We start from the raw sequence: 22,436 nt of genomic DNA on the forward strand, positions 1-22,436 counted from the left end.
GCGCGGGCGGCTGGCATCAGGGGCTCCGTTCCGAGCGAGAGAGAGATCCGCGTGTACGCCATCGTGCGCAGCGGTGGCCGCCAGCACAAGGTTGCTGTCGGTGACATCGTTGAGGTTGACAAGATTTCCACTGCCAAGGTTGGCGACACGGTCGAGCTCTCGACCCTGCTCGTGGTCGACGGCGACGCCGTGACCAGCGACCCGTGGGTTCTGGCCGGCATCAAGGTCCAGGCCGAGGTCGTGGACCACCACAAGGGCGCGAAGATCGACATCCTTCGCTACAAGAACAAGACCGGCTACCGCCGTCGCCAGGGTCACCGCCAGCAGTACACGGCGATCAAGGTCACCGGCATCCCCGCGGCTGCGAAGTAAGGGACTGAGGAGACATGGCACACAAGAAGGGCGCATCGTCCACCCGGAACGGGCGCGATTCCAACGCTCAGCGGCTCGGCGTGAAGCGCTTCGGCGGTCAGGCCGTCAACGCCGGTGAGATCCTGGTCCGCCAGCGCGGCACCCACTTCCACCCGGGCACGGGCGTCGGCCGTGGCGGCGACGACACGCTGTTCGCGCTCGCCGCCGGTGCGGTCGAGTTCGGCACGCACCGTGGTCGCAAGGTCGTGAACATCGTTCCGATCGCCGGCTGATTCGGCGCTCGTCGAGCGGTTTTCTGCGGAGGCGGACCTCACTTCCCGTACGGGAAGCGGGTCCGCCTTTCGCGTGTTTCTCCCATGAGGAACGGCTTCCTCCCAGCAGTACGGCACGGGCTGGCGGGCAGCGCGAGTGAGACATTTCTGCATGCATGTAACTGGAGGTTCCCACCATGACCACCTTCGTGGACCGCGTCGAGCTGCATGTCGCCGCGGGTAACGGAGGCCACGGCTGCGCCTCCGTACACCGTGAGAAGTTCAAGCCGCTCGGCGGTCCGGACGGCGGCAACGGCGGACGCGGCGGCGATGTGACCCTGGTCGTCGACCAGGCCGTCACCACGCTCCTCGACTACCACCACCACCCCCACCGCAAGGCCACCAACGGCCAGCCCGGCGCCGGTGACCACCGCTCCGGCAAGGACGGCCAGGACCTCGTCCTGCCGGTGCCCGACGGCACGGTCGTGCTCGACCGGAACGGCGAGGTGCTCGCCGACCTGGTCGGCCAGGGCACCACCTTCGTCGCGGGCCAGGGCGGTCGCGGCGGCCTGGGCAACGCCGCGCTGGCCTCCGCCCGGCGCAAGGCCCCCGGCTTCGCGCTGCTCGGCGAGCCCGGCGAGGCCCGGGACATCGTCCTGGAGCTCAAGACCGTCGCCGACGTCGCGCTGGTCGGCTACCCGAGCGCCGGGAAGTCCTCGCTCATCTCCGTCCTGTCCGCGGCCAAGCCGAAGATCGCCGACTACCCCTTCACGACCCTCGTTCCGAACCTCGGCGTGGTCACCGCGGGCAGCACCGTCTACACCGTCGCCGACGTGCCCGGCCTGATCCCGGGCGCCAGCCAGGGACGCGGCCTCGGCCTGGAGTTCCTGCGGCACGTGGAGCGCTGCTCGGTGCTCGTGCACGTACTGGACACCGCGACGCTGGAGTCGGACCGCGACCCGGTCTCCGACCTCGACACGATCGAGGAGGAACTGAAGCAGTACGGCGGCCTGGAGGACCGGCCCCGCATCGTCGTCCTCAACAAGATCGACATCCCGGACGGCCAGGACCTCGCCGACATGATCCGCCCGGACCTGGAGGAGCGCGGCTACCGCGTCTTCGAGGTGTCCGCCGTGGCCCACACCGGTCTGAAGGAGCTCTCCTTCGCGCTCGCGGGCATCGTCGCCGAGGCGCGCGCGGCCAAGCCGGTGGAGGTGGCGACCCGGATCGTCATCCGCCCGAAGGCCGTCGACGACGCGGGCTTCACCGTCACGCTGGAGGAGGACGGCATCTACCGGGTGCGCGGCGAGAAGCCGGAGCGCTGGGTGCGCCAGACCGACTTCAACAACGACGAGGCCGTCGGCTACCTCGCGGACCGGCTCAACCGCCTCGGTGTCGAGGACGAGTTGATGAAGGCCGGGGCCCGTGCGGGTGACGGCGTGGCCATCGGCGCCGAGGACAACGCCGTCGTCTTCGACTGGGAGCCGACCATGGCCGCGGGCGCGGAGATGCTCGGCCGCCGGGGCGAGGACCACCGGCTCGAGGCCCCGCGCCCGGCGGCGCAGCGCCGCCGCGACCGCGAGGCGGAACGCGACGAGGCGCAGCGCGAGTTCGACGACTTCAACCCGTTCTGATTCGACCCGTTCCGATCCGGCCACCCGGTTCCGGTCGGCCGTACGGACCCGTACGGCCGACCGGAGCGCGTTCCGCATGTCACACGACCGAGGGAACCGAACCCGCTCAGAAGTGATTCATGCCACTCAGCCCTGTGGCATCGGTCACCTGGTCAGGAAGCGCCAGTTCCGGTATTCGCCCTGATCGCAGGGCGACACGAGGTTTCGTCAGGGCGTGCGGTGGCTGACGTCCGCCTTGCGAGACGGTAACGGAGAGTGCAACCATCGCTGTATCTCCCAGCCCTCGCAAGGTAGGTCGTCTGTGTCTGCTCAGCACATAGCCAAAGCCCGAACCACAGCAGTCGTGCTCGCCGGCGGTACCGGCCAGCGCGTGGGTCTGTCCATCCCCAAGCAGCTGCTGAAGATCGCAGGCAAGGCCGTCATCGAGCACACGCTGTCGATCTTCCAGCAGGCCGACTCCATCGACGACGTCATCGTGCTGATGGCGCCGGGCTACGTGCCCGACGTGGAGAAGATCGTCGCGAAGGCCGGACTGACCAAGGTCACCAAGGTGATCGAGGGCGGAGCCACGCGCAACGAGACCACCGAGCGCGCCATCGCGGCCCTCGGCGAGGGACTGGCCGAGGGCGAGGACCGCAACGTCCTCTTCCACGACGCCGTGCGCCCCCTGCTCTCGCAGCGCGTCATCAAGGACTGCGTCGACGCCCTCGACCGCTACGAGGCGGTCGACGTCGCCATCCCGTCCGCGGACACGATCATCGTGACCCGCACCCACGGCGGCGACGGCGAGTTCATCACCGACGTGCCCGACCGCTCCCGGCTGCGCCGCGGCCAGACGCCGCAGGCCTTCAAGCTCTCCACGATCCGCCGGGCCTACGAGGTCGCCGCCGGCGACCCGAACTTCCAGGCCACCGACGACTGCTCGGTCGTGCTGAAGTACCTGCCCGACGTGCCGATCTACGTCGTGGCGGGCGACGAGTACAACATGAAGGTCACTCAGCCGGTCGACGTCTTCATCGCGGACAAGCTGTTCCAGCTGGCCTCCACGGCCGTCCCGCAGCCGACCGACGACGCCGCCTACCGCGAGCTGCTCACCGGCAAGACCCTTGTGGTCTTCGGCGGTTCGTACGGCATCGGCGCGGACATCGCGTCGCTCGCCGAGTCCTACGGCGCCACCGTCTACGCCCTGGGCCGCTCCACCACGGGTACGCACGTGGAGAATCCGGAGCACATCGACGACGCGCTCTCCAAGGCGTACGCGGACACCGGCCGCGTCGACTACGTGATCAACACCGCGGGCGTGCTCCGCATCGGCAAGCTCGCCGAGACGGACAACACGACCATCCAGGAAGCGCTCAACGTCAACTACCTGGCGCCCGTCCAGATCGCCCGCGCCGCGTACAAGTACCTCGCCGAGACCAAGGGCCAGTTGCTGCTCTACACCTCCAGCAGCTACACCCGGGGCCGCGCGGAGTACAGCCTCTACTCGTCGACCAAGGCCGCCATGGTCAACCTCACCCAGGCGCTCGCGGACGAGTGGGCGGCCGACGGGGTGCGGGTGAACTGCGTCAACCCCGAGCGCACCGCCACCCCGATGCGCACCAAGGCCTTCGGCGAGGAGCCCGCGGGCACGCTGCTCTCCTCCGAGGCGGTCGCCAGGACCTCGCTCGACGTCCTGCTCTCCGAAATGACCGGTCACGTCATCGACGTGCGCCAGCAGGACCCGACCCGTGGTGCTTCCGAGGCGTCCGGTTTCGAGCAGGCCCTTGCCGCTGTCCTGGACCGACAGGCCGATGTGTAATACTGCTTGACAATCGACTATTCGGACCCCTGCAGTCGCCAAACGCGACCGCAGGGGTCCGAATTCGTGAAGCTCTGTCTTCACAATCTCCTCGTAAGGTAAACAAGTCGGCACCCTCGGGAGCGGTACTTCGTGATTTCGAAAGCCATGCGCTTGGCCCGGGTGAGCAGCGGTTCGGAGCTGGTCGCCGCGCTCCTGATGGCTCTGGGGTTCCCGTGCATAATGCTCGCGGCAATACTCCCCAATCTCTGGTTCTTCGCCGGGTCCGCCGCGATCACCTATCTCGCGGACCGGTATCTGCACCATTGCGGCAGCTACCTGATCAACCGGCTCACCGCGGTCCGGGCCGGGCTTTCCATCCGCTTCCTGGTCCGTCAGCTGCTGCTCATCCTGTTGCTCTCCCGCATGGGATACGGCGAGCAGACGCTCTTCTACGTGACGGTCGCCTGCCTGCTGGCGTTCTACGGGCTCCAGGCACCGCAGAGCGCGATCGTCACGCTGATCAGGCTGCGCCGCAAGCTGCCGGTGGTCACCCGCAACGTCGACCTGGAGCGGGTGCGGATTCCCGACGCCCCGTCACTGCTGCTGATGAACCGCCCCGCGGAGAAGATGCTCCACCTGGACGTCTTCGCGATCGCGGGCGTGCTGATCGCGGTCGAGACCGGTGTGCACGGCATCGCCTACGCGGGCTTCGCCCTGACGCTCGTCTCGGCCCTCGTCTACCTGCTGCTGCTCCTGCCGTACATCCGTCCGAAGCGGCTCGTGGGGTCCGCGGACAAGGTGCTGGGCGAGGTGAGCGCCTGGCTGCGCGAGTACAAGCCGACCGTGGTCCTCTACTTCTCGGGGTCCAAGGAGTCGGCCTACCAGGTCAACATGTGGCTGGAGACCATGGCTCAGGTCGAGGGCCGGCCGATGATCCTGCTGCGTGAGCGCAACATCCTGCCGCAGCTCGCCGAGACCTCGGTGCCGGTGCTCTGCGTTCCCGGTGGCGTGCACCTGATGAACCTGGACCTCTCGTCGGTGCGGGTCGCGCTCTACGCGGCCAACGTCGGCAAGAACATCCACCTGCTTCGGGTGCCTACCATGAAGCACGTCTTCATCGGCCACGGCGACAGCGACAAGATCGCCAGCGTCAACCCGTACAGCAAGGTCTACGACGAGGTGTGGACCGCGGGCCGGGCCGGTCGCGACCGCTACGCGCTGGCCGACGTCGGCGTGCGCGACGAGGACATCGTGGAGGTGGGCCGCCCGCAGCTGGCCACCATCCAGTCGTGGTCCGGCACGCAGAGGAACCCGATCCCGACCGTGCTGTACGCCCCCACCTGGGAGGGCTGGGACGACAACCCGGGCAACACCTCCCTGCTGCTGGCCGGCGAGAACATCGTCCGGCGGCTGCTGGAGGCCGAGCGTCCGGTCCGGCTGCTGTACAAGCCGCACCCCTTCACCGGCACCCGCAGCGCCAAGGCCAAGGCGGTGCACCAGCGCATCACCGCGATGATCGAGCAGGCCGCCGCCGCGCGCGCCACCGACCCCCGCTGGGCCGATCAGACGGCCGCCGGGCAGGGCAAGCGGGCCGAGGCGAGGGCCGAGATGGCCCGCATCGAGGCGCGCCTGGCCGAGCTGGCCGCCGGCGGCGCGCGCGTCGCGCGGGACGAGGCGGAGCTGTCCCGCGACTCGCTGGCCGACCCGGCCCGCGAGGCCGAGACCGCCAGGCTCAAGGACGAGTGGAACGCGGCGTCCTGGCGCGCACAGGGCTGGTGGGAGCACCGGGTCATCACCGGTGCGCAGATGCGGCTGTACGACTGCTTCAACGAGTCGGACGCCATGGTTTCGGACATCTCCAGCGTGGTGTCCGACTTCATCGCGAGCGGCAAGCCCTACGCGGTCACGGACTCGGCCGGGCTGGGCGAGGAGGAGTTCCGTCGGCAGAACACCGCGGTGCGTGCCGCGGTGATCCTCTCCAACTCGGCGGCCGAGCTGGACGAGCTGCTCGCCGAGGTGACGGATCCGGCCTCGGACGCGCTGGCCGATGCCCGCCTGGAGCTGAAGCAGTACCTCCTCGGCCCGGACGAGCCCACCTCGATCGTGCAGTTCAACACGGCGGTGAGGGCGCTGGCGGCCAAGTCCGAGGCGCGGAACGCCGGAGTGAAGAAGAGGCTGAGCGAACCGGTGAGTGGCTGAAAGCCAACCATCTCCATTACATGATCGAGCAAGGCCCGGCATACCCCTGAAAGGGTTGTGCCGGGCCTTTGTGATGAGTATCACCATTTGGTCGTGTGGCGTGGGACAACCAACGGACCGGACCGGCTGTCTTCTGTTTGTGTGAACGAGACGCAAATTCCTGACGTGACCGTCGTTGTCGGTGCATATGAGGCAATGCCCTATCTCATTCGCTGCCTCGAATCGGTGGAGGCGCAGACCATCGGCGCCGACCGGATCGAAATTGTCGCGGTCGACGACGGTTCCACCGACGGCACGGGGGAGTACCTGGAGGATTTCGCGGCGAGGTCGAAGGTCCCGACCAGGGTGATCCGGCAGAAGAATTCCGGCGGACCCAGCGGTCCGCGCAATGTGGGCCTCGGTCTGGCCCGCGGCCGGTACGTGTTCTTCCTGGACGCGGACGACTACTTCGGTGACGAGGCCCTGGAACGGATGGTGGCCATGGCGGACCGGGCCGGCACCGACGTGGTGCTCGGCAAGGTGGTCGGTGTGAACAGGGGGGCGCCGCGGTCCATGTGGCGGGCCACCAGGGAGCGCGTCGACGTCTACAACTCCAAGGTCATTTACACCCTGAGCGCGCAGAAACTCTTCCGGCGCGAACTCCTGGAACGTCTCTCCCTGCGATTCGACGAGAATCTCAGGACCGGTGAGGACGCCCTCTTCACGATGGAGGCGTATCTGCGCGGCGCCGGCATCTCGGTGATCTCCAATTACGTCTGCTATTACCTGGTGGGCCGTGAGGACGGGAAGCACGTCACCAAGAGCGGCGGCTACGAATGGCGCTTCGACTCGATGCGCGCCATGATGGCGCTCATTCACCGGCTCGAACCTGCGGGTCCGAAGCGGGATTTCCTGATGGTCCGGCCCTTCACGGTCGGAATGCTCCAGCAGTTCGGCCCCGTCGTGCTGAAGGACTCGGAAGAGGTCCGTCGGCACAAGATGGAACTCGCGGCTCCGCTGATGGCCGCGTACTGGGACGACGGCGTGGCCCGGCTGATCAAGGTGCCGGAGCGGCTGCGCCTGGCCTGCGTGGCCCGGGGCAGGGCGGACCTGCTGGTCGAGACGGTGCGCTACATCCGGGCGAAGACGGTCCCGGACGTGGTCGCCTCGCGCGACGGCCGGAAGCTCTACCTCGCGTACCCGTACTTCCGCGACAGGTCGGCCGGACTGGCCGATTCCAACTACGAGGTCACGGTGCCGGACTGGCACGACGGCAAGCGCATCGACCGGCCGAAGGCCGCCGCCCGCCGGGCCTCGCTGTCCCGGCGGGTCCTCCGCAGAATGCGCCGTGACATGCGGCGCTGGAAGGGACGGCTGAACGCGGGATGACGGCCATTCGCGCCCTGCGCGCATTCCGTGGGGTCAATGCAACGGATTCACCGGATATCAGGCGGCGAACCTCAGTAAAATCGGTCGGGCATCGTGCTCGCGGCAGGACCAACAGATTATCTTGGGGACTGGTCACGTGAAGGCTCTCGTACTATCCGGAGGGGCCGGCACCCGCCTGCGTCCCATTACGCACACCTCGGCCAAACAACTGGTGCCCGTGGCGAACAAGCCCGTGCTGTTCTACGGGCTGGAGGCCATCGCGGAGGCGGGCATCACCGAGGTCGGCATCATCGTGGGCGACACCGCGCCCGAGATCCGCGAGGCGGTCGGCGACGGTTCCGCGCTCGGCATCGAGGTCACGTACATCCCGCAGGAGGAGCCGCTCGGCCTCGCCCACGCGGTGCTGATCGCCCGGGACTTCCTGGGCGACGACGACTTCGTCATGTACCTCGGCGACAATTTCATCGTCGGCGGGATCACCGGGCTGGTGGACGAGTTCCGCTCGGACCGGCCCGACGCGCAGATCCTGCTGACCCAGGTGCCCAACCCGACCTCCTTCGGCGTCGCGGAACTCGACGCCGCGGGCCGGGTGGTGGCCCTGGAGGAGAAGCCGAAGGAACCCAAGAGCGACCTGGCGCTCGTCGGCGTCTACCTCTTCACCCCCGCCATCCACGAGGCCGTCCGCTCGATCGAGCCGTCCTGGCGCGGCGAACTGGAGATCACGCACGCCATCCAGTGGCTGATCGACCAGAAGCGCGACGTGCGGTCCACCACGATCCGCGGTTACTGGAAGGACACCGGCAACGTCACCGACATGCTGGAGGTCAACCGGACCGTCCTGGAGACCGTCGAGCCGTTCCACGAGGACGCCGAGGTCGACGAGGACAGCGAGATCATCGGCCGGGTACGGATCGAGGCGGGCGCCAGGGTCAGCCGCAGCCGCATCGTCGGGCCCGCGATCATCGGCGCCCGCGCGGTGATCAGCGGCGCGTACGTGGGCCCGTTCACCTCGGTCTCGGAGGACGTCCGCATCGAGGACAGCGAGATCGAGTACTCCATCGTCCTGCGGGGCGCCTCCGTCGCCGGTGTCCGCCGTGTCGAGGCGTCGCTCATCGGCCGGGACGTCGAGGTGACCCCCGCGCCCCGTTCCCCGTCCGCCCACCGACTCGTGCTCGGCGACCACAGCAAGGTGCAGATCTCCTCATGACCACCCACATCCTGGTGACCGGCGGCGCCGGTTTCATCGGCTCGCACTACGTCCGGACGGTGCTCGGCCCCCAGGGCCCCGGCGACATCGCCGTCACGGTGCTCGACAAGCTCACCTACGCGGGCAATCCGGCCAACCTCGACGAGGTGCGCGACCACCCCGGCTTCCGGTTCGTCCGGGGCGACATCTGCGACCCGGAGCTGGTCGCGAAGCTGATGGCCGAGCACGACCAGGTGGTGCACTTCGCCGCCGAGTCCCACGTGGACCGCTCCATCGACGGCGGCGCCGAGTTCGTCCGCACCAACGTCGTGGGCACCCACACCCTGATCCACGCCGCGCACCTGGCGGGCGTCCGGACCTTCGTGCACATTTCCACCGACGAGGTCTACGGCTCGATCGACGAGGGCTCCTGGCCCGAGACCGACCCGCTCGCGCCCAACTCGCCGTATTCCGCGGCCAAGGCGTCCAGCGACCTGATCGCGCTCTCGTACCACCGCACCCACGGCCTCGACGTGCGGGTGACCCGCTGCTCCAACAACTACGGGCACCACCACTTCCCCGAGAAGGTCATCCCGCTCTTCGTCACCAACCTGCTGGACGGCGGGACGGTCCCGCTCTACGGCGACGGCGCCAACGTCCGCGACTGGCTGCACATCGACGACCACGTCCAGGGCATCGAACTGGTCCGCACCAAGGGCCGGGCCGGCGAGGTCTACAACATCGGCGGCGGCACCGAGCTCTCCAACAAGGAGCTCACCCGGCTGCTGCTGGAGGCCTGCGGCGCCGACTGGGACACCAGCGTCACCTACGTCGAGGACCGCAAGGGCCACGACCGCCGCTACTCGGTCGACTGCACCAAGATCCGCGAGGAGCTCGGCTACGAGCCCCGCAAGGACTTCCGCACCGGCCTCGCCGAGACCGTGCAGTGGTACCGCGACAACCGTGCCTGGTGGGAGCCGCTGAAGGAGAGGGCCGCCCTGTGAGCGCCGTCTGGCTGGTCACCGGGGCCGCCGGGATGCTGGGCCGGGACGTCCTGGCCCGGCTCGCCGCCGAGGACGTCACCGCGGTCGCCGCGGACCGGGCGGCCGTCGACGTCGCCGACCCCGTGTCGGTGCGCGCGGCCTTCGAGGAGCACAGCCCCGCCGTCGTGGTGAACTGTGCGGCCTGGACCGCGGTCGACGACGCCGAGTCCCAGGAGGACGCCGCGCTGAGGGTCAACGGCACGGGCCCCGCCGTCCTCGCCGAGGCGTGCCGCGAGCACGGCGCCGTGCTCCTCCAGGTCTCCACCGACTACGTCTTCGCCGGTGACGGCGGGAAGCCCTACGCCGAGGACGACCCGACCGGACCGCGCAGCGCCTACGGCCGCACCAAGCTGGCCGGCGAGCGGGCGGTGCTGAGCACCCTGCCGGACACCGGCTACGTGGTCCGCACCGCCTGGCTGTACGGCGCGGGCGGCGGCAACTTCGTCCGTACGATGATCAAGCTGGAGGGCGTCAAGGACACCCTCGACGTGGTGGACGACCAGCGCGGCCAGCCCACCTGGACCGTCGACCTGGCCGACCGGCTGGTCCGGCTCGGCCGGGCCGCCCTCGCGGGCACCGCCCCCGCCGGCGTCTACCACGGCACCAGCGGCGGCGAGACGACCTGGTTCGGCTTCACCCGGGAGATCTTCCGGCTCCTGGGCGCCGACCCCGAACGGGTGAGACCCACCACCAGCGAGGCGTTCGTCCGCCCCGCGCCGCGTCCTGCATACAGCGTGCTGGGCCACGACCGCTGGGCCGGGGCGGGAATCGAACCGGTGCGGGACTGGCGGGCGGCACTGGAAGAGGCGTTCCCGGCACTTCTCGCGGCCGAGCGGCAGTGATCAGAAAATGGCCATGCCGATGATCGAATCCCATCGAATTCCAAAGATGTTCACAATGAAGGTTTACATCGGGGGGAACGCTTACATCGCAGTGCGGTCATGGGGTAACTTCGCCGGGAACCAGACCAGTTGGTTTCCTTCGAAGGGCTGCTCCACGTGAACCGCCACGAGTTCCTGCGCCATCTGCACCGCATCTACCGTCCTCGGAACTATCTGGAGATCGGGGTCAACGACGGCAGAAGCCTGGCCCTCTCGCGGGTCCCTTCCGTCGCCGTCGACCCCGCCTTCCGGGTCGTGACGGACATCAGTTGCGACGTCCACCTGGTCAAGGCGACGAGCGACGCATTCTTCGCCCGCAAGGACCCGTTGCTGCACCTGCGCAACGGACGCAATCCGTTCCGCGCCCTCGCCCGCCGCGACCCGCTCAATCTGCTCGGCGGGGACCCGAAGCTGGAACTCGCCTTCATCGACGGCATGCACCTTTTCGAATACGCGCTGCGCGACTTCATGAACGTCGAGAAGCACTCCCGCTGGTCGAGCGTGATCGTGCTGGACGACATGCTGCCCCGCGACATCGACGAGGCGGCCCGCGACCGGCACACCAAGTACTGGACCGGCGACGTGTACAAGGTGGCGCAGGTGCTGCGCCGCTACCGCCCCGACCTGGTGGTCGTCGAGGTGGACACGGAACCGACCGGCGTGGTCGTGGTGTTCGGGGCCGACCCGGAGAGCACCGTCCTGAAGAACGCGTACGACAAGATCGTCGAGGAGTACGTCGTGCCCGACCCGCAGGACGTGCCCGAGGAGGTGCTGGCGCGCAAGAACGCCGTCCGGCCCGAGGCGCTGCTCCGCGCCGACTTCTGGCCGGCCCTGACGCGCGCCCGCAACCTGCACCGCCCGCGCTCGGCGTTCGCCCCGCTGCGCACCCGCATCAAGAGGGTGACGGGCTGACCGCCCCCCGACGGCACGGAGCCCCTGCGATCCCTACGGATCGCAGGGGCTCCGGCGTTCTCCCGCCCGGGACTCAGCCGCGGGCGCGCAGCTGCGCGTAGTACTCCTGGCACGCCTCGTACGAGGGCAGCAGGCCCTGCGCCTCCGCCTCGGCCAGCGAGGGTGCCGCGGCGTCCTTGTCGGACAGCAGCGGGGTGACGCCCTGCGGCCACTCGATGCCCAGCTCGGGGTCGAGCGGGTCGATGCCGTGCTCGCGGCCGGGCGCGTAGCCCTCGGAGCACAGATAGGCGACCGAGGCGTCGTCCGTCAGCGCCATGAAGGCGTGGCCGAGCCCCTCGGCGAGGTAGACGGCGTGGTGGTCGACGTCGTCGAGGCGGACGGCCTCCCACCGCTTGTACGTGGGGGAGCCGACCCGGATGTCCACGATCACGTCGAGCACCGCGCCGCGCACGCACTTGACGTACTTGGCCTGGCTCGGCGGCACGTCGGCGAAGTGCACGCCGCGCAGCGTCCCCCGGCTGGAGACGGAGAAGTTCGCCTGCGCGAGCCGCAGCGTGTGCCCGACGGCCTCGCTGAGCTCCGACGCCTTGAACCACTCGTGGAAGCTGCCGCGGCTGTCCGGGAAGACCTTGGGCTCGTGCACCCAGGCCCCTGCGATGGAGAGCTGCCGCATGCGATCACGTCCTTGTTCCGATGTGTCTGGTTCTGGTTCCTGCGGGCCGTCACCCGTGCGGGGGACGGCGGATGCGCGGGGCGCGGGTCAGCCGGTGAGCCGGGCGGCGAGACGGCGTGCGCGCTTGCGGCCCTGCGGCGGGAGCCTGCGCACGATCGGACCGCCGACGGTGCGCAGCGCGCGGTGCAGGGCGGCCTTCCGGCGCTGGGTGGCCACATCGGCCATGAGCTCCGCGGGGACCTCGGGCAGCTTCGGGTCCACCTCGATCCGGCCGTCCTCGGCGATGGTGACGTCGCAGAGGGCGAGCGCGGGGCCCTGCTCGCCGTCCAGCCGGACGGCGAGGTTCCAGGCGCCCGGTGCCACGCCGGAGGCGCGGGCGGGCACGGTGATGTGGGCCCGGCCGCCCGTCGGGTGGAGCGAGGTGCGCAGCGTGTGCACGGACGAGCCGGCCCCGTCGGGCCGGCTCAGGACCAGCTGGACGGCGGAGACGCCGGTCGTGGCGGTGGTGAAGAGCTCCAGCCGGAGCTCGGTCCGGCGGCCCGGGGTCCGCATGACGGGCCGGTCGGCCAGATAGGTCGCGAGCTTCTTGCTGCGCCGGGCGACGTCGAGCGTGAGGTTGCCGAACGGGTCGGTGAAGTACGGGACGACGGCGCGGGCCGGGGAGCCGAGCGAGGCGGGCAGGCAGGCCGTGCCCACCCCGGGCGCGCGATCGGCGCCGAGCCGTGCCTTGCGGACCAGGCCCAGGCCGCGCAGCGGCACCCAGATGTCCCAGAAGCCGCGGGAGACCCGGCCGCGGCGCCCGACCGCCTCCGAGGAGACGTGGCCGCTGCCGTGCAGGACCACCTCGCAGGCTCCGTCGCCGAGGTCCTCGATCCGCCTGGTGAACGTCGCGGGGCAGGGCCACTCGACGGCCGTCTCGCGGTTGCGCAGGGACAGTTCGGCGGAGAAGCCGTCGAGGTCGTCGGTGACGTCGAGGAGCTCGTCCTCGGCCGGTTTCCCGTCCCCGTTGTCCGGGTGCAGGAAGTAACGGCCGTCCCGGCGCAGCAGTTTCACCGGTGCTTCGTCCTCGCCCTGGACCAGCCGGGCGGTGACGGTGACGGCGACGCGGCCGTCCGGCTGCCAGGCGAATTCCTCCAGCCGGGCCGCCGCCTTGACGGACCCGGCGAACCGGGCGATCCGGAGCAGCCCCTCCCGGTCGTCCTCGCGCAGGAGGGTGGAGCGGGTCCGCAGCAGCGGGCCGAGGCCGTCGTGCACCCCGTCGCCCATGAAGTCGTGGGCCAGCGGCCGGATCGCGTCGCACATCTGGTCGAAGAAGTCGGGCTGGTACTTGACCACCGCGGGTTCGCTGAGCCTGCTGAGCATCTCGACGCGGTAGAAGCGGCGCAGCAGCAGGTCCCGGAACTCGCCCGGCTCGGTGTTGGCCACCACCACGTCCAGGACCTCGCGGAGGTTGCCGTAGTAGTCGGCCGGGACGATCCTGGTGGATCCCGCGTTCTTGCCGTCGTCGCGGCGGGAGTAGAAGTAGCAGGTGTAGTCGCCCAGGATGGAGACGACCTGCGCCGGGAAGTAGGCCTTCATCATGTAGAGCTGGTCCTCCAGGCGCCGCTTTCCCTCGGGGTAGGCGATGCCGTTCTCGCGGAGGAACTCCGTACGGAACATCTTGTGCGGCGTGAGGCTGTCGTACAGCGGGGCGTCACGCAGCGTGCACTTCTCGCGGTTCTTCTTGAACACGCCGTGCGGGACGCCGCGGAAGTTGCTGGCCACCTTGCCGATGACGATGTCGGAGCCGTTGCGCCGCCCCATCTCGTACAGCCGGCGCAGGGCGTCGGAGGCGAGGTGGTCGTCCTGGTCGACGAACTGGACGTACTCGCCCTTCGCCTCGTCCACGCCGATGTTGCGGGGCTTTCCCGGCCAGCCGGAATTCGGGATGGTGATGACACGGAAATGCGGGTGCTCCCCGGCCAGCTTCTCAAGTCTCTCGCGAGTGTCGTCCGTCGAGCCGTCGTTGACGAAGAGAACTTCGAAATCCCCTGCCGGGAGGGTCTGCCGCAGAAGCGAGTCGATGCAGGGTTCGATGTACTTGCCCGGGTTGTACACAGGAATGACGACACTTACTTTGACTGGCATTGCTGCTGTCCCATGTCTGTAGAAGTCCCTCTGGCGGCGGCTGATGCGGGCCCGTGCCGCTGGAAAATGGGCGTGGTGAACCACCCGCCGTGCACCCTATCGGCTGTTAGATGGTCGAGGTGCCCCGATGGTTGCCCGCCTGGACCGCAATGATTTCGCCAAGCGTGACCGGATGCCTTCACGAGTTCCGAACGAATATTCCGTATTCACGGTTCCTTCGTGTGAAGGGACTGCCGAAGAGGAAAGCGGAAAGTATTGATCCGCTTTTCCCCGAGCAGGCCGGGGCGGGTCGAGGCCGTGAGGCGGTCGGCCGGGGCCACGAGGCGGACGGCACGGGTCCAGGGAGCGGAACGCCCGAGCGCCCCCGCCGCCGCTCGCGTAGATTGCGGGGGCTGGGCGAGAGGCCGAACTCATTGGGGATGGACGTGTCAGGGGCAAGGCAGGGCATCGCAGAGGCCCGCAGGATCGTGGTCAAGGTCGGTTCCTCCTCCCTCACCACTGCGGCGGGCGGTCTGGACGCGGACCGGGTCGACGCGCTCGTCGACGTACTGGCCAAGGTGCGCAGCGGCGGGGAGCGCGAGATCGTGCTCGTCTCCAGCGGCGCCATCGCGGCCGGGCTCGCCCCGCTCGGGCTGCACCGCCGCCCCAAGGACCTGGCCCGGCAGCAGGCCGCCGCCAGCGTCGGCCAGGGACTGCTCGTCGCCCGCTACACCGCCTCCTTCGCACGGTACGGCGTACGCGTCGGCCAGGTGCTGCTGACCAGCAACGACACCAGCCGCCGCGCCCACTACCGCAACGCCTGCCGCACCCTCGACCAGCTGCTGGACATGGGCGCGTTCCCGGTCGTCAACGAGAACGACACCGTCGCCACCGACGAGATCCGGTTCGGCGACAACGACCGGCTCGCCGCGCTCGTCGCCCATCTCGTCCGCGCCGATCTGCTGGTCCTCCTCTCGGACGTCGACGGCCTCTACGACGGCGACCCCAGCACCCCGGGAACCGTGCGGATCGCCGAGGTGACCGGCCCGGAGGACCTCGCGGGCGTGACCATCGGCAGCGCGGGGAAGGCCGGCGTCGGCACCGGCGGCATGGTCACCAAGGTCGAGGCCGCCCGGATCGCCACGGCCGCCGGGGTCCCGGTCGTTCTCACCTCGACGAGCCGGGCCGCCGACGCCCTGGCCGGACGGGACACCGGCACGTACTTCCACCGCACCGGACGCCGCTCGGCCGACCGGCTGCTCTGGCTCGCCCACGCCTCCACCCCGCAGGGCTCGCTGACCCTCGACGACGGGGCCGTGCGCGCGGTCGTGGAGCGCCACAGCTCGCTGCTGCCCGCCGGGATCGCCGGGGTCGAGGGCGAGTTCACGGCCGGCGACCCGGTGGAGCTGCGCGATCTCGGGGGCCGGCCCGTGGCGCGCGGCCTCGTCAACTTCGACGCCAAGGAGATCCCGCAGCTGCTCGGCCGGTCCACCCGCGACCTGGCACGGGAGCTCGGCCCGGCCTACGAGCGCGAGATCGTACACAGGGACGATCTGGTCGTACTGCACTCCTGACGGCCTCCCGAAACGGCTGAAAGTCGGGGCCCGCACAGGAGACCTTCACGAAAACCACCCCATTCCCGGCCGAGGACTGGTCAACTTTGTAACGGGGACACAGCGGGGTACAGCACAGCGAACGCATTCACAGGAGGCCGCCGGTGAGACGAGCGCGCCCGGGGGCGCCGCCCCGAGGAACGGCCGGCCGGGCCCTGACCAGCGTCGGAGCGGGAACCGATTTCGACGGCGGCGGGTCCGCGGACCGTGAGGACGACCGGACCACCGGTTTTGGACCGACGGCGGTGAAGGAACCCGCCCCGGAGGCGGTGAAGGAGGAACGCACCCCGTCGAGGCTGTGGCACATCACGCTCAGCGTCTCGGGCGAGGCGACCCCCCTGAAGGAGGTCAGACGCGGGCTCGAACAGCTCGCGCACGACCACCCCTTCCTGCTGACCAGCCGGTACGCCGACGACCACGCGGAGATCCGCTACTGGGAAGAGGCCCAGAACCTGCACGACGCGGCGGCCGTCGCCCTGCGACTGTGGGGGGAGCACCGGTCCACCGCCCGGCTCCCGCCCTGGGAGATCGTCGGCCTGGAGGTCATCGACCGCGAGACGTACCACCAGCGCGTCGCCGAGGGGTACGGGCCACCCCCGGCCGCCCCGGTGGGAGTGCACCCGTACTGACCGCCGCGGCGGCCGGCGGGGGAGTTGTCTCGCATCACGGGATACGTGACGGATGCCCGCAGTGTGCGCACTACCCTGCGGGCATGACCACGCTCTCGCCGTACGACAACATGTCCCCGGTCGCCCAGGCCGCCTACCGGGCCCGCTCCGCCGCCGCCGACCTCGCGCCGCTGCCCCGCGCGGCAAAGGACGACGCGCTCCTGGCCGTCGCGGACGCGCTGGAGGTGCGGACGGGCGAGATCGTCACGGCCAACGCCGAGGACGTCGCCCGCGCCCGCGAGGCCGGGACCAGCGAGTCGATCATCGACCGGCTCACCCTCACCCCCGAACGGATCCGCGCCATCGCGGCCGACGTGCGGCACGTGGCGGCGCTGCCCGACCCGGTCGGCGAGGTCGTCCGCGGCTCGACGCTCCCCAACGGCATCGACCTGCGCCAGGTCCGGGTGCCGCTCGGCGTGGTCGGCATCATCTACGAGGCCCGGCCCAACGTGACGGTCGACGCCGCGGCCCTCTGCCTGAAGTCCGGGAACGCCGTCCTGCTGCGCGGCTCGTCCTCCGCGTACGCCTCCAACACCGCGCTCGTACGGGTGCTGCGGGACGCGGTCGGCGGCTCCGGCCTGCCCGCCGACGCGGTACAGCTGGTGCCGGGCGAGAGCCGCGACTCGGTGCGGGAACTGATGCGGGCCCGCGGCCTCGTCGACGTCCTCATCCCGCGCGGCGGCGCCTCGCTGATCCGCACGGTGGTCGAGGAGTCCACGGTGCCCGTCATCGAGACCGGCACCGGCAACTGCCACGTCTACGTGGACGCGCAGACCGATCTCGACATGGCCGTGGAGATCCTGGTCAACTCCAAGGCGCAGCGCCCGAGCGTCTGCAACGCCGCCGAGACGCTCCTGGTCCACCGGGACGTCGCCGACCAATTCCTGCCGAGGGCCCTGGACGCGCTGGCCGAGGCGGGCGTGACCGTGCACGGCGACGAGCGGGTCCTCGCGCACGCCGAGGGGTCCAGGGCCACCGTGGTGCCCGCGACGCCGGAGGACTGGGAGACCGAGTACCTCTCCTACGACATCGCCGCGGCCGTCGTGGACTCGCTGGACGCGGCCGTCGCCCACATCCGGCTCTGGTCCTCCGGCCACACCGAGGCGATCGTGACCACCTCCCAGGCGGCGGCCCGCCGCTTCACCCAGTTGGTGGACTCCACCACGGTGGCCGTGAACGCCTCCACCCGCTTCACCGACGGCGGCCAGTTCGGCTTCGGCGCCGAGATCGGCATCTCCACGCAGAAACTGCACGCCAGGGGCCCGATGGGGCTGCCGGAGCTCACCTCGACGAAGTACATCGTCACGGGCGACGGCCATGTGCGGTGACCTTCCGGGGCCGGTGAATGTCGCGGGCTCCCTGCCCAGAACGACCCGGCGGGGCTAGTCTGGAGCCGTGCCGGACGACGTGGGGGGCAGGCCGTTCCCGGACGGCTGGGAGCCCGACGACGACCGCGGGGGCGCGGACGAGGACTTCGCCTCCGTGGTGTTCGACGAGGACTTCGTACGGGCCGCCGAGATCCACGAACCGACCGCGGTGGAGCGGCTGCTGGCAGCCGCTCAGGCACGCGCCGAGGCCGAGGCGTCCCGGGCACGCGCGGGCGGCGCCCAGCTGGACGAGGACCTCTACGACGAGGGACACGGTCAGGGCGACGGGTACGACCACGAGGGCCCCTACGGCGACCCCCTCGGCCCCGACGCCCCCGGCAGCCCCTACGGACGGCACGGCGGCGCCCTGCGCCCCTACCGGGGTGCCGCGCGCTGGCACCGGCCGGTGGCCTGGCTGCTCGCGGTGCTGATGGGGATCGGCATGATCGCGCTCGCCTTCAGCGCCGTCTACCGCAACGCGTCGGGCAGCCGCCAGGAACCCGCCCCGCCGCCCGCCACCACCGGTGTGGACACGGGCCCCGGAGCCGTCCCCTCCGCCCCCGCGGACCGCGTCAGGCCCACGGCGTCCGCCACGCCCCGCACGGGCTGACGGCCCCGCCTTCCTCGTGCCCCGGGCCACGCGCCCGTGCTCCCGCACGCGACCGCTCACCGTGGGTGGCCGGATGAGCGCGTTCCGGTGCGATATCCACCCGTGTGCAGACACATAGCCCGTGCAATCCGATCCCTTCCGCTTTGCGGCGGGATCGACGGTGCTCTCGGGGGACCGGGGAAAGCTCCCGGCCGGTTCTTCGCGGCCGGGCGTTTACCCCGGCCCCGATCGACCTACCCTGAAAGTGTGACCCCTCTCACCGAGGGGGCTTCTCGCTCGTCCGTACATGCGCAGTGGTGCGACGTCATGCGAACCCATGACGGGCAGGCCCTGTCCGAAGCCGTCCGGCCGAAGCAGAGCGAAGCGTTCCGGCCCGCCCGGTGACGTGGAGTCGGGAGAAGTCATGGCAGGCCATGGAAAACCGCCAGAAGGTCCGCCCGAGAATCCGGCGGGCGGAGGCGAGGACGAGTACCGGTCCCTCGTCTTCGACGAATCGTTTGTGCGCGCTGCCCGGCTGCAGGAATTCTCCGCCCAGGAGCGCCTGACGGATCACGCCCCCGCCGTGCGCAGCCTGCCCTCCCGCCGCTTCCGCGCCGGCTCCAGGGCCGTCGTCGCCCTGATCCTCCTGATCACCCTGGCTTTCGGGACGGCGGTGTACATGGGCCTTCGCCACCCCTACCAGCCTCCCGTCGGCAGCCGGGCCGAGCCCATGAGGTCGACCGTCGTGCCCCTGGCGCCCCTGGGCGCCGTACCCGGCGGAACGGCTGCCGGTCTCCTTGCGAAGAGCCCCGCGGCACAGTTCGCGAAGGGGGCCGAAGGCATCAACCTGCCGGTGGTCGCGCGGACGGACAACTTCTCGGACAGTCAGGTGGCGACGGCCCTGACCACGGCCAAGGACTACCTGGTGGCGTCCTCGCTCGACCCCGACGTCCTCACCGGGGGCGTCGTGCGACCGGTGCAGATGCTGCTCGACCCCGATCAGACCGCCCAGTTCGAGCAGAGCGTCGACCACCCGACCGACGACGGCCGGCACGCCGCGACCGGGTGGCTGGTGCGGTTCGACCCGGCGAAGGTGGCCCTCGCCGGGCCGGACATACGGGTCCAGGGCACCCTCAGCTACGCCGAGGAGGGGACCGACACCCTGGAGGTGGTGTCGGACCACACCTTCACCTACACGCTCCGCCCGGCCGGCGCGGGGCCGCGGGCGACGGGCGACGTCTCGCTCTTCACCGTGCGGCGCGAGCTGCACTTCCGCTTCGACAGGGAGGACCTGCGGCTGCACCGGCTGGAGGTGCGCACCAGCTACGTCCAGGCCGGACCGCAGTCGTGCCCGGCGGACACCACCGGTGCGCTGCGGCCGCTGCTCGCCGGGCAGCACGCCTCCCACCGCGGCCCGGCGGGCACCGACCCGTACGCGACGGGCGGGCCCACGGCGGCGCTCTGCGGCACCCTGAAGACCGAGGCCCCTCAGCAGTCCCCGGGCCGGTCCGCGTCCTCTCAGGGCTCCTGAGTACCCTCCGGCGCCGCGGCCCCGTCCGTGGCGCTGCCCTTGGCGCCCTTGCCCGCCGTGCCCCCGCCCTGGCCGGTGAACTTGTCGCGGAGCTTGCCGCCCAGGTCCCCGGCGCCGCCCGCTATGTCGCCGACCAGCTTCATCAGGGGGTCCTTGCTGGTGCGCACCGTGTCCGCGTAGTGGGACGCGGACTCCCGGAAGGAGTCGGTCACCGAGGTGTCCTTGTCCTCGTCGCGCCGCGGGTAGTGGCCGTCCATGATCCGCTGGTAGTCGCGGGTCTCGGACCACTTCTTCAGCTCGGCCGCGCGGACCGTGGTGAACGGGTGGGAGCGGGGCAGCAGGTTGAGGATCTTGAGCACCGAGTCGCGCAGGTCGCCGCCCTTCTCGTACTCGTCGGCCTGGGCGAGGAAGGCGTCCACGTTCATCTCGTGCAGGTGGTTGCCGCCCGCGATCTTCATCAGTCCGCGCATCGAGGCCTGGAGGTCCTGGCCGACGAGCAGCCCGGCCCGGTCGGCCGACAGCTCCGACTTGCGGAACCATTCGCGCAGCGCCGTCACGAGAGCCATGATCGCGACGTTGCCGAGCGGGATCCAGGCGACCTTCAGCGCCATGCCGGTGAGGAACAGCAGGATGGTGCGGTACACGGCGTGACCGGAGAGGGCGTGTCCCACCTCGTGGCCGACGACGGCCCGCATCTCCTCCTCGTCGAGCAGCTCCACCAGCCCCGTCGTCACCACGATGATCGGCTCGTCCAGGCCGATGCACATGGCATTGGGCTGCGGGTCCTGATTGACGTACATCGGGGGGACCTTCTCCAGGTCCAGGATGTAACAGGCGTCCCGCAACATGTCGTTGAGGTGGGCGAACTGGGCGTCGCTCACCCGGACGGAGTCGGAGAGGAAGAGCAGTCGCAGGCTGCGCTCGGGCAGCAGGCCGCTCAGCGTCTTGAAGACGGTGTCGAAACCGCTCAGCTTGCGCAGGGCCACCAGGGCCGAGCGGTCCGCCGGGTGCTCGTAGGCCCGGGACGAGATGCCCGTGAAGCGCCTGCGCTGCCTGCTGGGCACGTTCTCGTGGCTGTGGTCGGTCATGGATGGCCCCCTGTTCGTACGAGACGTCGCTCGCCCCCTGACAAAACCCAGCGTAGGTGCTGGGGCTACGGTGTGCGGGGGCTGTGGATAACAGAGGAGACGCCCGACATGCCGCAAACCGTTGCTCTGCTCGCCGCCGCATCCGGGGAGCAGGGACCCGGCAACACGCTCCGTGTCGTGCTGCTCGTCTCGCTCGTCGGAGCCGCCCTGCTCGGCTGGTTCCTGCTCCGCGGATACCGCAACGACGACAACAACGACTGAGTCGGCGTGAGCGTGCCCGGGGCGCCCGCATACGATGTGCGCGACGTCCTCCTTCCGACTCCCGATCGATAGGGCCTGCCGAAGATGAGCCTCACGAGCACCGCACACCAGCTGGTCACTCTCGCCTCCGAGGGCGGCGAGCTCGGTGGCAACCACGAAAGCCTCAGCCCGTACGTCACCGGGGGCGGTGCGTTCGTCGTGCTGATGCTCCTGCTGTGGATCACCACGCGCTTCAACCGCGACCGCTGAGACAGAGGCGTACAGCTGTGCCAGTAGGCTCTGCACGCATGGGAGAGCAGGAAGTGCCTACCGGCCGCGAAAAGCGCCGACTCGGCGTGATGGGCGGGACGTTCGATCCGATCCATCATGGACACCTGGTGGCGGCCAGCGAGGTGGCCGCCCAGTTCCACCTCGACGAGGTCGTCTTCGTCCCGACCGGGCAGCCGTGGCAGAAGAGCCACAAGCACGTGTCCCCGGCCGAGGACCGCTATCTGATGACGGTCATCGCGACGGCGTCCAACCCGCAGTTCTCCGTCAGCCGGATCGACGTCGACCGCAGCGGCCCCACCTACACCATCGATACGCTGCGGGACCTGCACGCGATCCACGGTGAGGCCGACCTCTTCTTCATCACCGGTGCCGACGCGCTCTCCCAGATCCTCACCTGGCGGGACGCCGACGAACTGTTCTCGCTCGCCCACTTCATCGGGGTGACACGGCCGGGGCACGTGCTCACGGACGTGGGGCTGCCGGTGGGCGGCGTCTCCCTCGTGGAGGTTCCCGCGCTCGCCATCTCGTCCACGGACTGCCGTGAGAGAGTCGCGCAGGGGGATCCGGTCTGGTACCTGGTGCCGGACGGCGTGGTCCGCTACATCGACAAGCGCCAGCTGTACCGCGGCGAATGAGCGACG

21 protein-coding genes are annotated in these 22,436 nt (G+C 70.0%); 18 read left to right on the plus strand and 3 right to left on the minus strand.

Annotation, left to right across the window (positions count from 1 at the left end):
• Positions 1-51: 51 nt before the first annotated feature.
• The 10 genes from rplU (at position 52) to ACWCXX_RS00680 (ending at position 11,629) form a co-directional block, all read left to right on the plus strand.
• The gene (rplU, locus tag ACWCXX_RS00635; protein WP_042812502.1) at positions 52-372 is read left to right on the plus strand and encodes a 50S ribosomal protein L21; all 321 of its coding nucleotides are present in this window, start codon (positions 52-54) and stop codon (positions 370-372) included.
• Positions 373-386: 14 nt separating this feature from the next.
• Positions 387-644 carry a 50S ribosomal protein L27 gene (gene rpmA / locus ACWCXX_RS00640; protein WP_018103204.1) on the plus strand — a complete coding sequence of 86 codons (258 nt, stop codon included), beginning with the start codon at positions 387-389 and terminating at the stop codon, positions 642-644.
• 176 nt (positions 645-820) lie between these two features.
• Positions 821-2,257 carry a GTPase ObgE gene (gene obgE, locus ACWCXX_RS00645; protein WP_451122824.1) on the plus strand — a complete coding sequence of 479 codons (1,437 nt, stop codon included), beginning with the start codon at positions 821-823 and terminating at the stop codon, positions 2,255-2,257.
• A 301-nt stretch (positions 2,258-2,558) separates the two neighbouring features.
• Positions 2,559-4,058 (plus strand): D-ribitol-5-phosphate cytidylyltransferase, encoded by a 1,500-nt coding sequence (locus ACWCXX_RS00650; protein WP_392255862.1) that lies wholly within the window; start codon positions 2,559-2,561, stop codon positions 4,056-4,058.
• Between the two features lie 132 nt (positions 4,059-4,190).
• A complete protein-coding gene (locus ACWCXX_RS00655) occupies positions 4,191-6,239 on the plus strand; it encodes a hypothetical protein (RefSeq protein WP_451122826.1) in 2,049 nt (682 codons plus the stop codon).
• Positions 6,240-6,434: 195 nt separating this feature from the next.
• Entirely contained in the window at positions 6,435-7,607 is a 1,173-nt protein-coding gene (locus tag ACWCXX_RS00660) for a glycosyltransferase family 2 protein (protein ID WP_451122828.1), read from the plus strand.
• Between the two features lie 136 nt (positions 7,608-7,743).
• Positions 7,744-8,814, plus strand: coding sequence for a glucose-1-phosphate thymidylyltransferase (locus tag ACWCXX_RS00665; protein ID WP_451122830.1), 1,071 nt, complete (start codon positions 7,744-7,746; stop codon positions 8,812-8,814).
• Positions 8,811-9,797, plus strand: coding sequence for a dTDP-glucose 4,6-dehydratase (gene rfbB, locus ACWCXX_RS00670; RefSeq protein WP_451122831.1), 987 nt, complete (start codon positions 8,811-8,813; stop codon positions 9,795-9,797). Before ACWCXX_RS00665 ends, rfbB begins: the two co-directional genes overlap by 4 nt.
• A gap of 32 nt (positions 9,798-9,829) precedes the next feature.
• Positions 9,830-10,678 (plus strand): dTDP-4-dehydrorhamnose reductase, encoded by an 849-nt coding sequence (gene rfbD, locus ACWCXX_RS00675; RefSeq protein WP_451123522.1) that lies wholly within the window; start codon positions 9,830-9,832, stop codon positions 10,676-10,678.
• Positions 10,679-10,834: 156 nt separating this feature from the next.
• A complete protein-coding gene (locus ACWCXX_RS00680) occupies positions 10,835-11,629 on the plus strand; it encodes a class I SAM-dependent methyltransferase (RefSeq protein WP_451123524.1) in 795 nt (264 codons plus the stop codon).
• Positions 11,630-11,702: 73 nt separating this feature from the next.
• Here the strand turns inward: ACWCXX_RS00680 and rfbC are convergent, their stop codons facing one another.
• Complete coding sequence (rfbC, locus tag ACWCXX_RS00685; RefSeq protein ID WP_451122833.1) at positions 11,703-12,302, minus strand: dTDP-4-dehydrorhamnose 3,5-epimerase; 600 nt, start codon at positions 12,300-12,302, stop codon at positions 11,703-11,705.
• Positions 12,303-12,389: 87 nt separating this feature from the next.
• Positions 12,390-14,429, minus strand: coding sequence for a glycosyltransferase (locus ACWCXX_RS00690; protein ID WP_451122835.1), 2,040 nt, complete (start codon positions 14,427-14,429; stop codon positions 12,390-12,392).
• A 446-nt stretch (positions 14,430-14,875) separates the two neighbouring features.
• Here ACWCXX_RS00690 and proB point away from each other — a divergent pair, with 446 nt between their 5' ends.
• The 5 genes from proB to ACWCXX_RS00715 all read left to right on the plus strand — a co-directional run bounded on the left by proB (position 14,876) and on the right by ACWCXX_RS00715 (position 20,176).
• Positions 14,876-15,982: a glutamate 5-kinase gene (gene proB / locus ACWCXX_RS00695; protein WP_451123526.1), complete on the plus strand. Its 1,107-nt coding sequence runs from the start codon at positions 14,876-14,878 to the stop codon at positions 15,980-15,982.
• A 143-nt stretch (positions 15,983-16,125) separates the two neighbouring features.
• The gene (locus ACWCXX_RS00700) at positions 16,126-16,650 is read left to right on the plus strand and encodes a hypothetical protein (protein ID WP_451122837.1); all 525 of its coding nucleotides are present in this window, start codon (positions 16,126-16,128) and stop codon (positions 16,648-16,650) included.
• A gap of 83 nt (positions 16,651-16,733) precedes the next feature.
• Complete coding sequence (locus ACWCXX_RS00705) at positions 16,734-18,017, plus strand: glutamate-5-semialdehyde dehydrogenase (protein ID WP_451122839.1); 1,284 nt, start codon at positions 16,734-16,736, stop codon at positions 18,015-18,017.
• Positions 18,018-18,084: 67 nt separating this feature from the next.
• Positions 18,085-18,666: an SCO2584 family spore wall biosynthesis protein gene (locus ACWCXX_RS00710; RefSeq protein ID WP_451122841.1), complete on the plus strand. Its 582-nt coding sequence runs from the start codon at positions 18,085-18,087 to the stop codon at positions 18,664-18,666.
• 403 nt (positions 18,667-19,069) lie between these two features.
• Positions 19,070-20,176 (plus strand): SCO2583 family membrane protein, encoded by a 1,107-nt coding sequence (locus ACWCXX_RS00715; protein ID WP_451122842.1) that lies wholly within the window; start codon positions 19,070-19,072, stop codon positions 20,174-20,176.
• Here ACWCXX_RS00715 and ACWCXX_RS00720 read toward each other — a convergent pair.
• On the minus strand, positions 20,164-21,264 hold the full coding sequence (locus ACWCXX_RS00720) for a M48 family metallopeptidase (RefSeq protein WP_451122844.1): 1,101 nt from the start codon (positions 21,262-21,264) through the stop codon (positions 20,164-20,166). The genes ACWCXX_RS00715 and ACWCXX_RS00720 overlap by 13 nt on opposite strands.
• Before the next feature lie 108 nt (positions 21,265-21,372).
• Here ACWCXX_RS00720 and ACWCXX_RS00725 point away from each other — a divergent pair, with 108 nt between their 5' ends.
• The 3 genes from ACWCXX_RS00725 (at position 21,373) to nadD (ending at position 22,430) form a co-directional block, all read left to right on the plus strand.
• Entirely contained in the window at positions 21,373-21,525 is a 153-nt protein-coding gene (locus ACWCXX_RS00725) for a hypothetical protein (protein ID WP_451122846.1), read from the plus strand.
• Between the two features lie 84 nt (positions 21,526-21,609).
• Complete coding sequence (locus ACWCXX_RS00730) at positions 21,610-21,774, plus strand: hypothetical protein (RefSeq protein ID WP_451122848.1); 165 nt, start codon at positions 21,610-21,612, stop codon at positions 21,772-21,774.
• Positions 21,775-21,812: 38 nt separating this feature from the next.
• Positions 21,813-22,430, plus strand: coding sequence for a nicotinate-nucleotide adenylyltransferase (gene nadD, locus ACWCXX_RS00735; protein WP_451122850.1), 618 nt, complete (start codon positions 21,813-21,815; stop codon positions 22,428-22,430).
• The last annotated feature ends 6 nt before the right edge of the window (positions 22,431-22,436 follow it).

It is taken from the genome of Streptomyces sp. NPDC001732 (assembly GCF_053596315.1).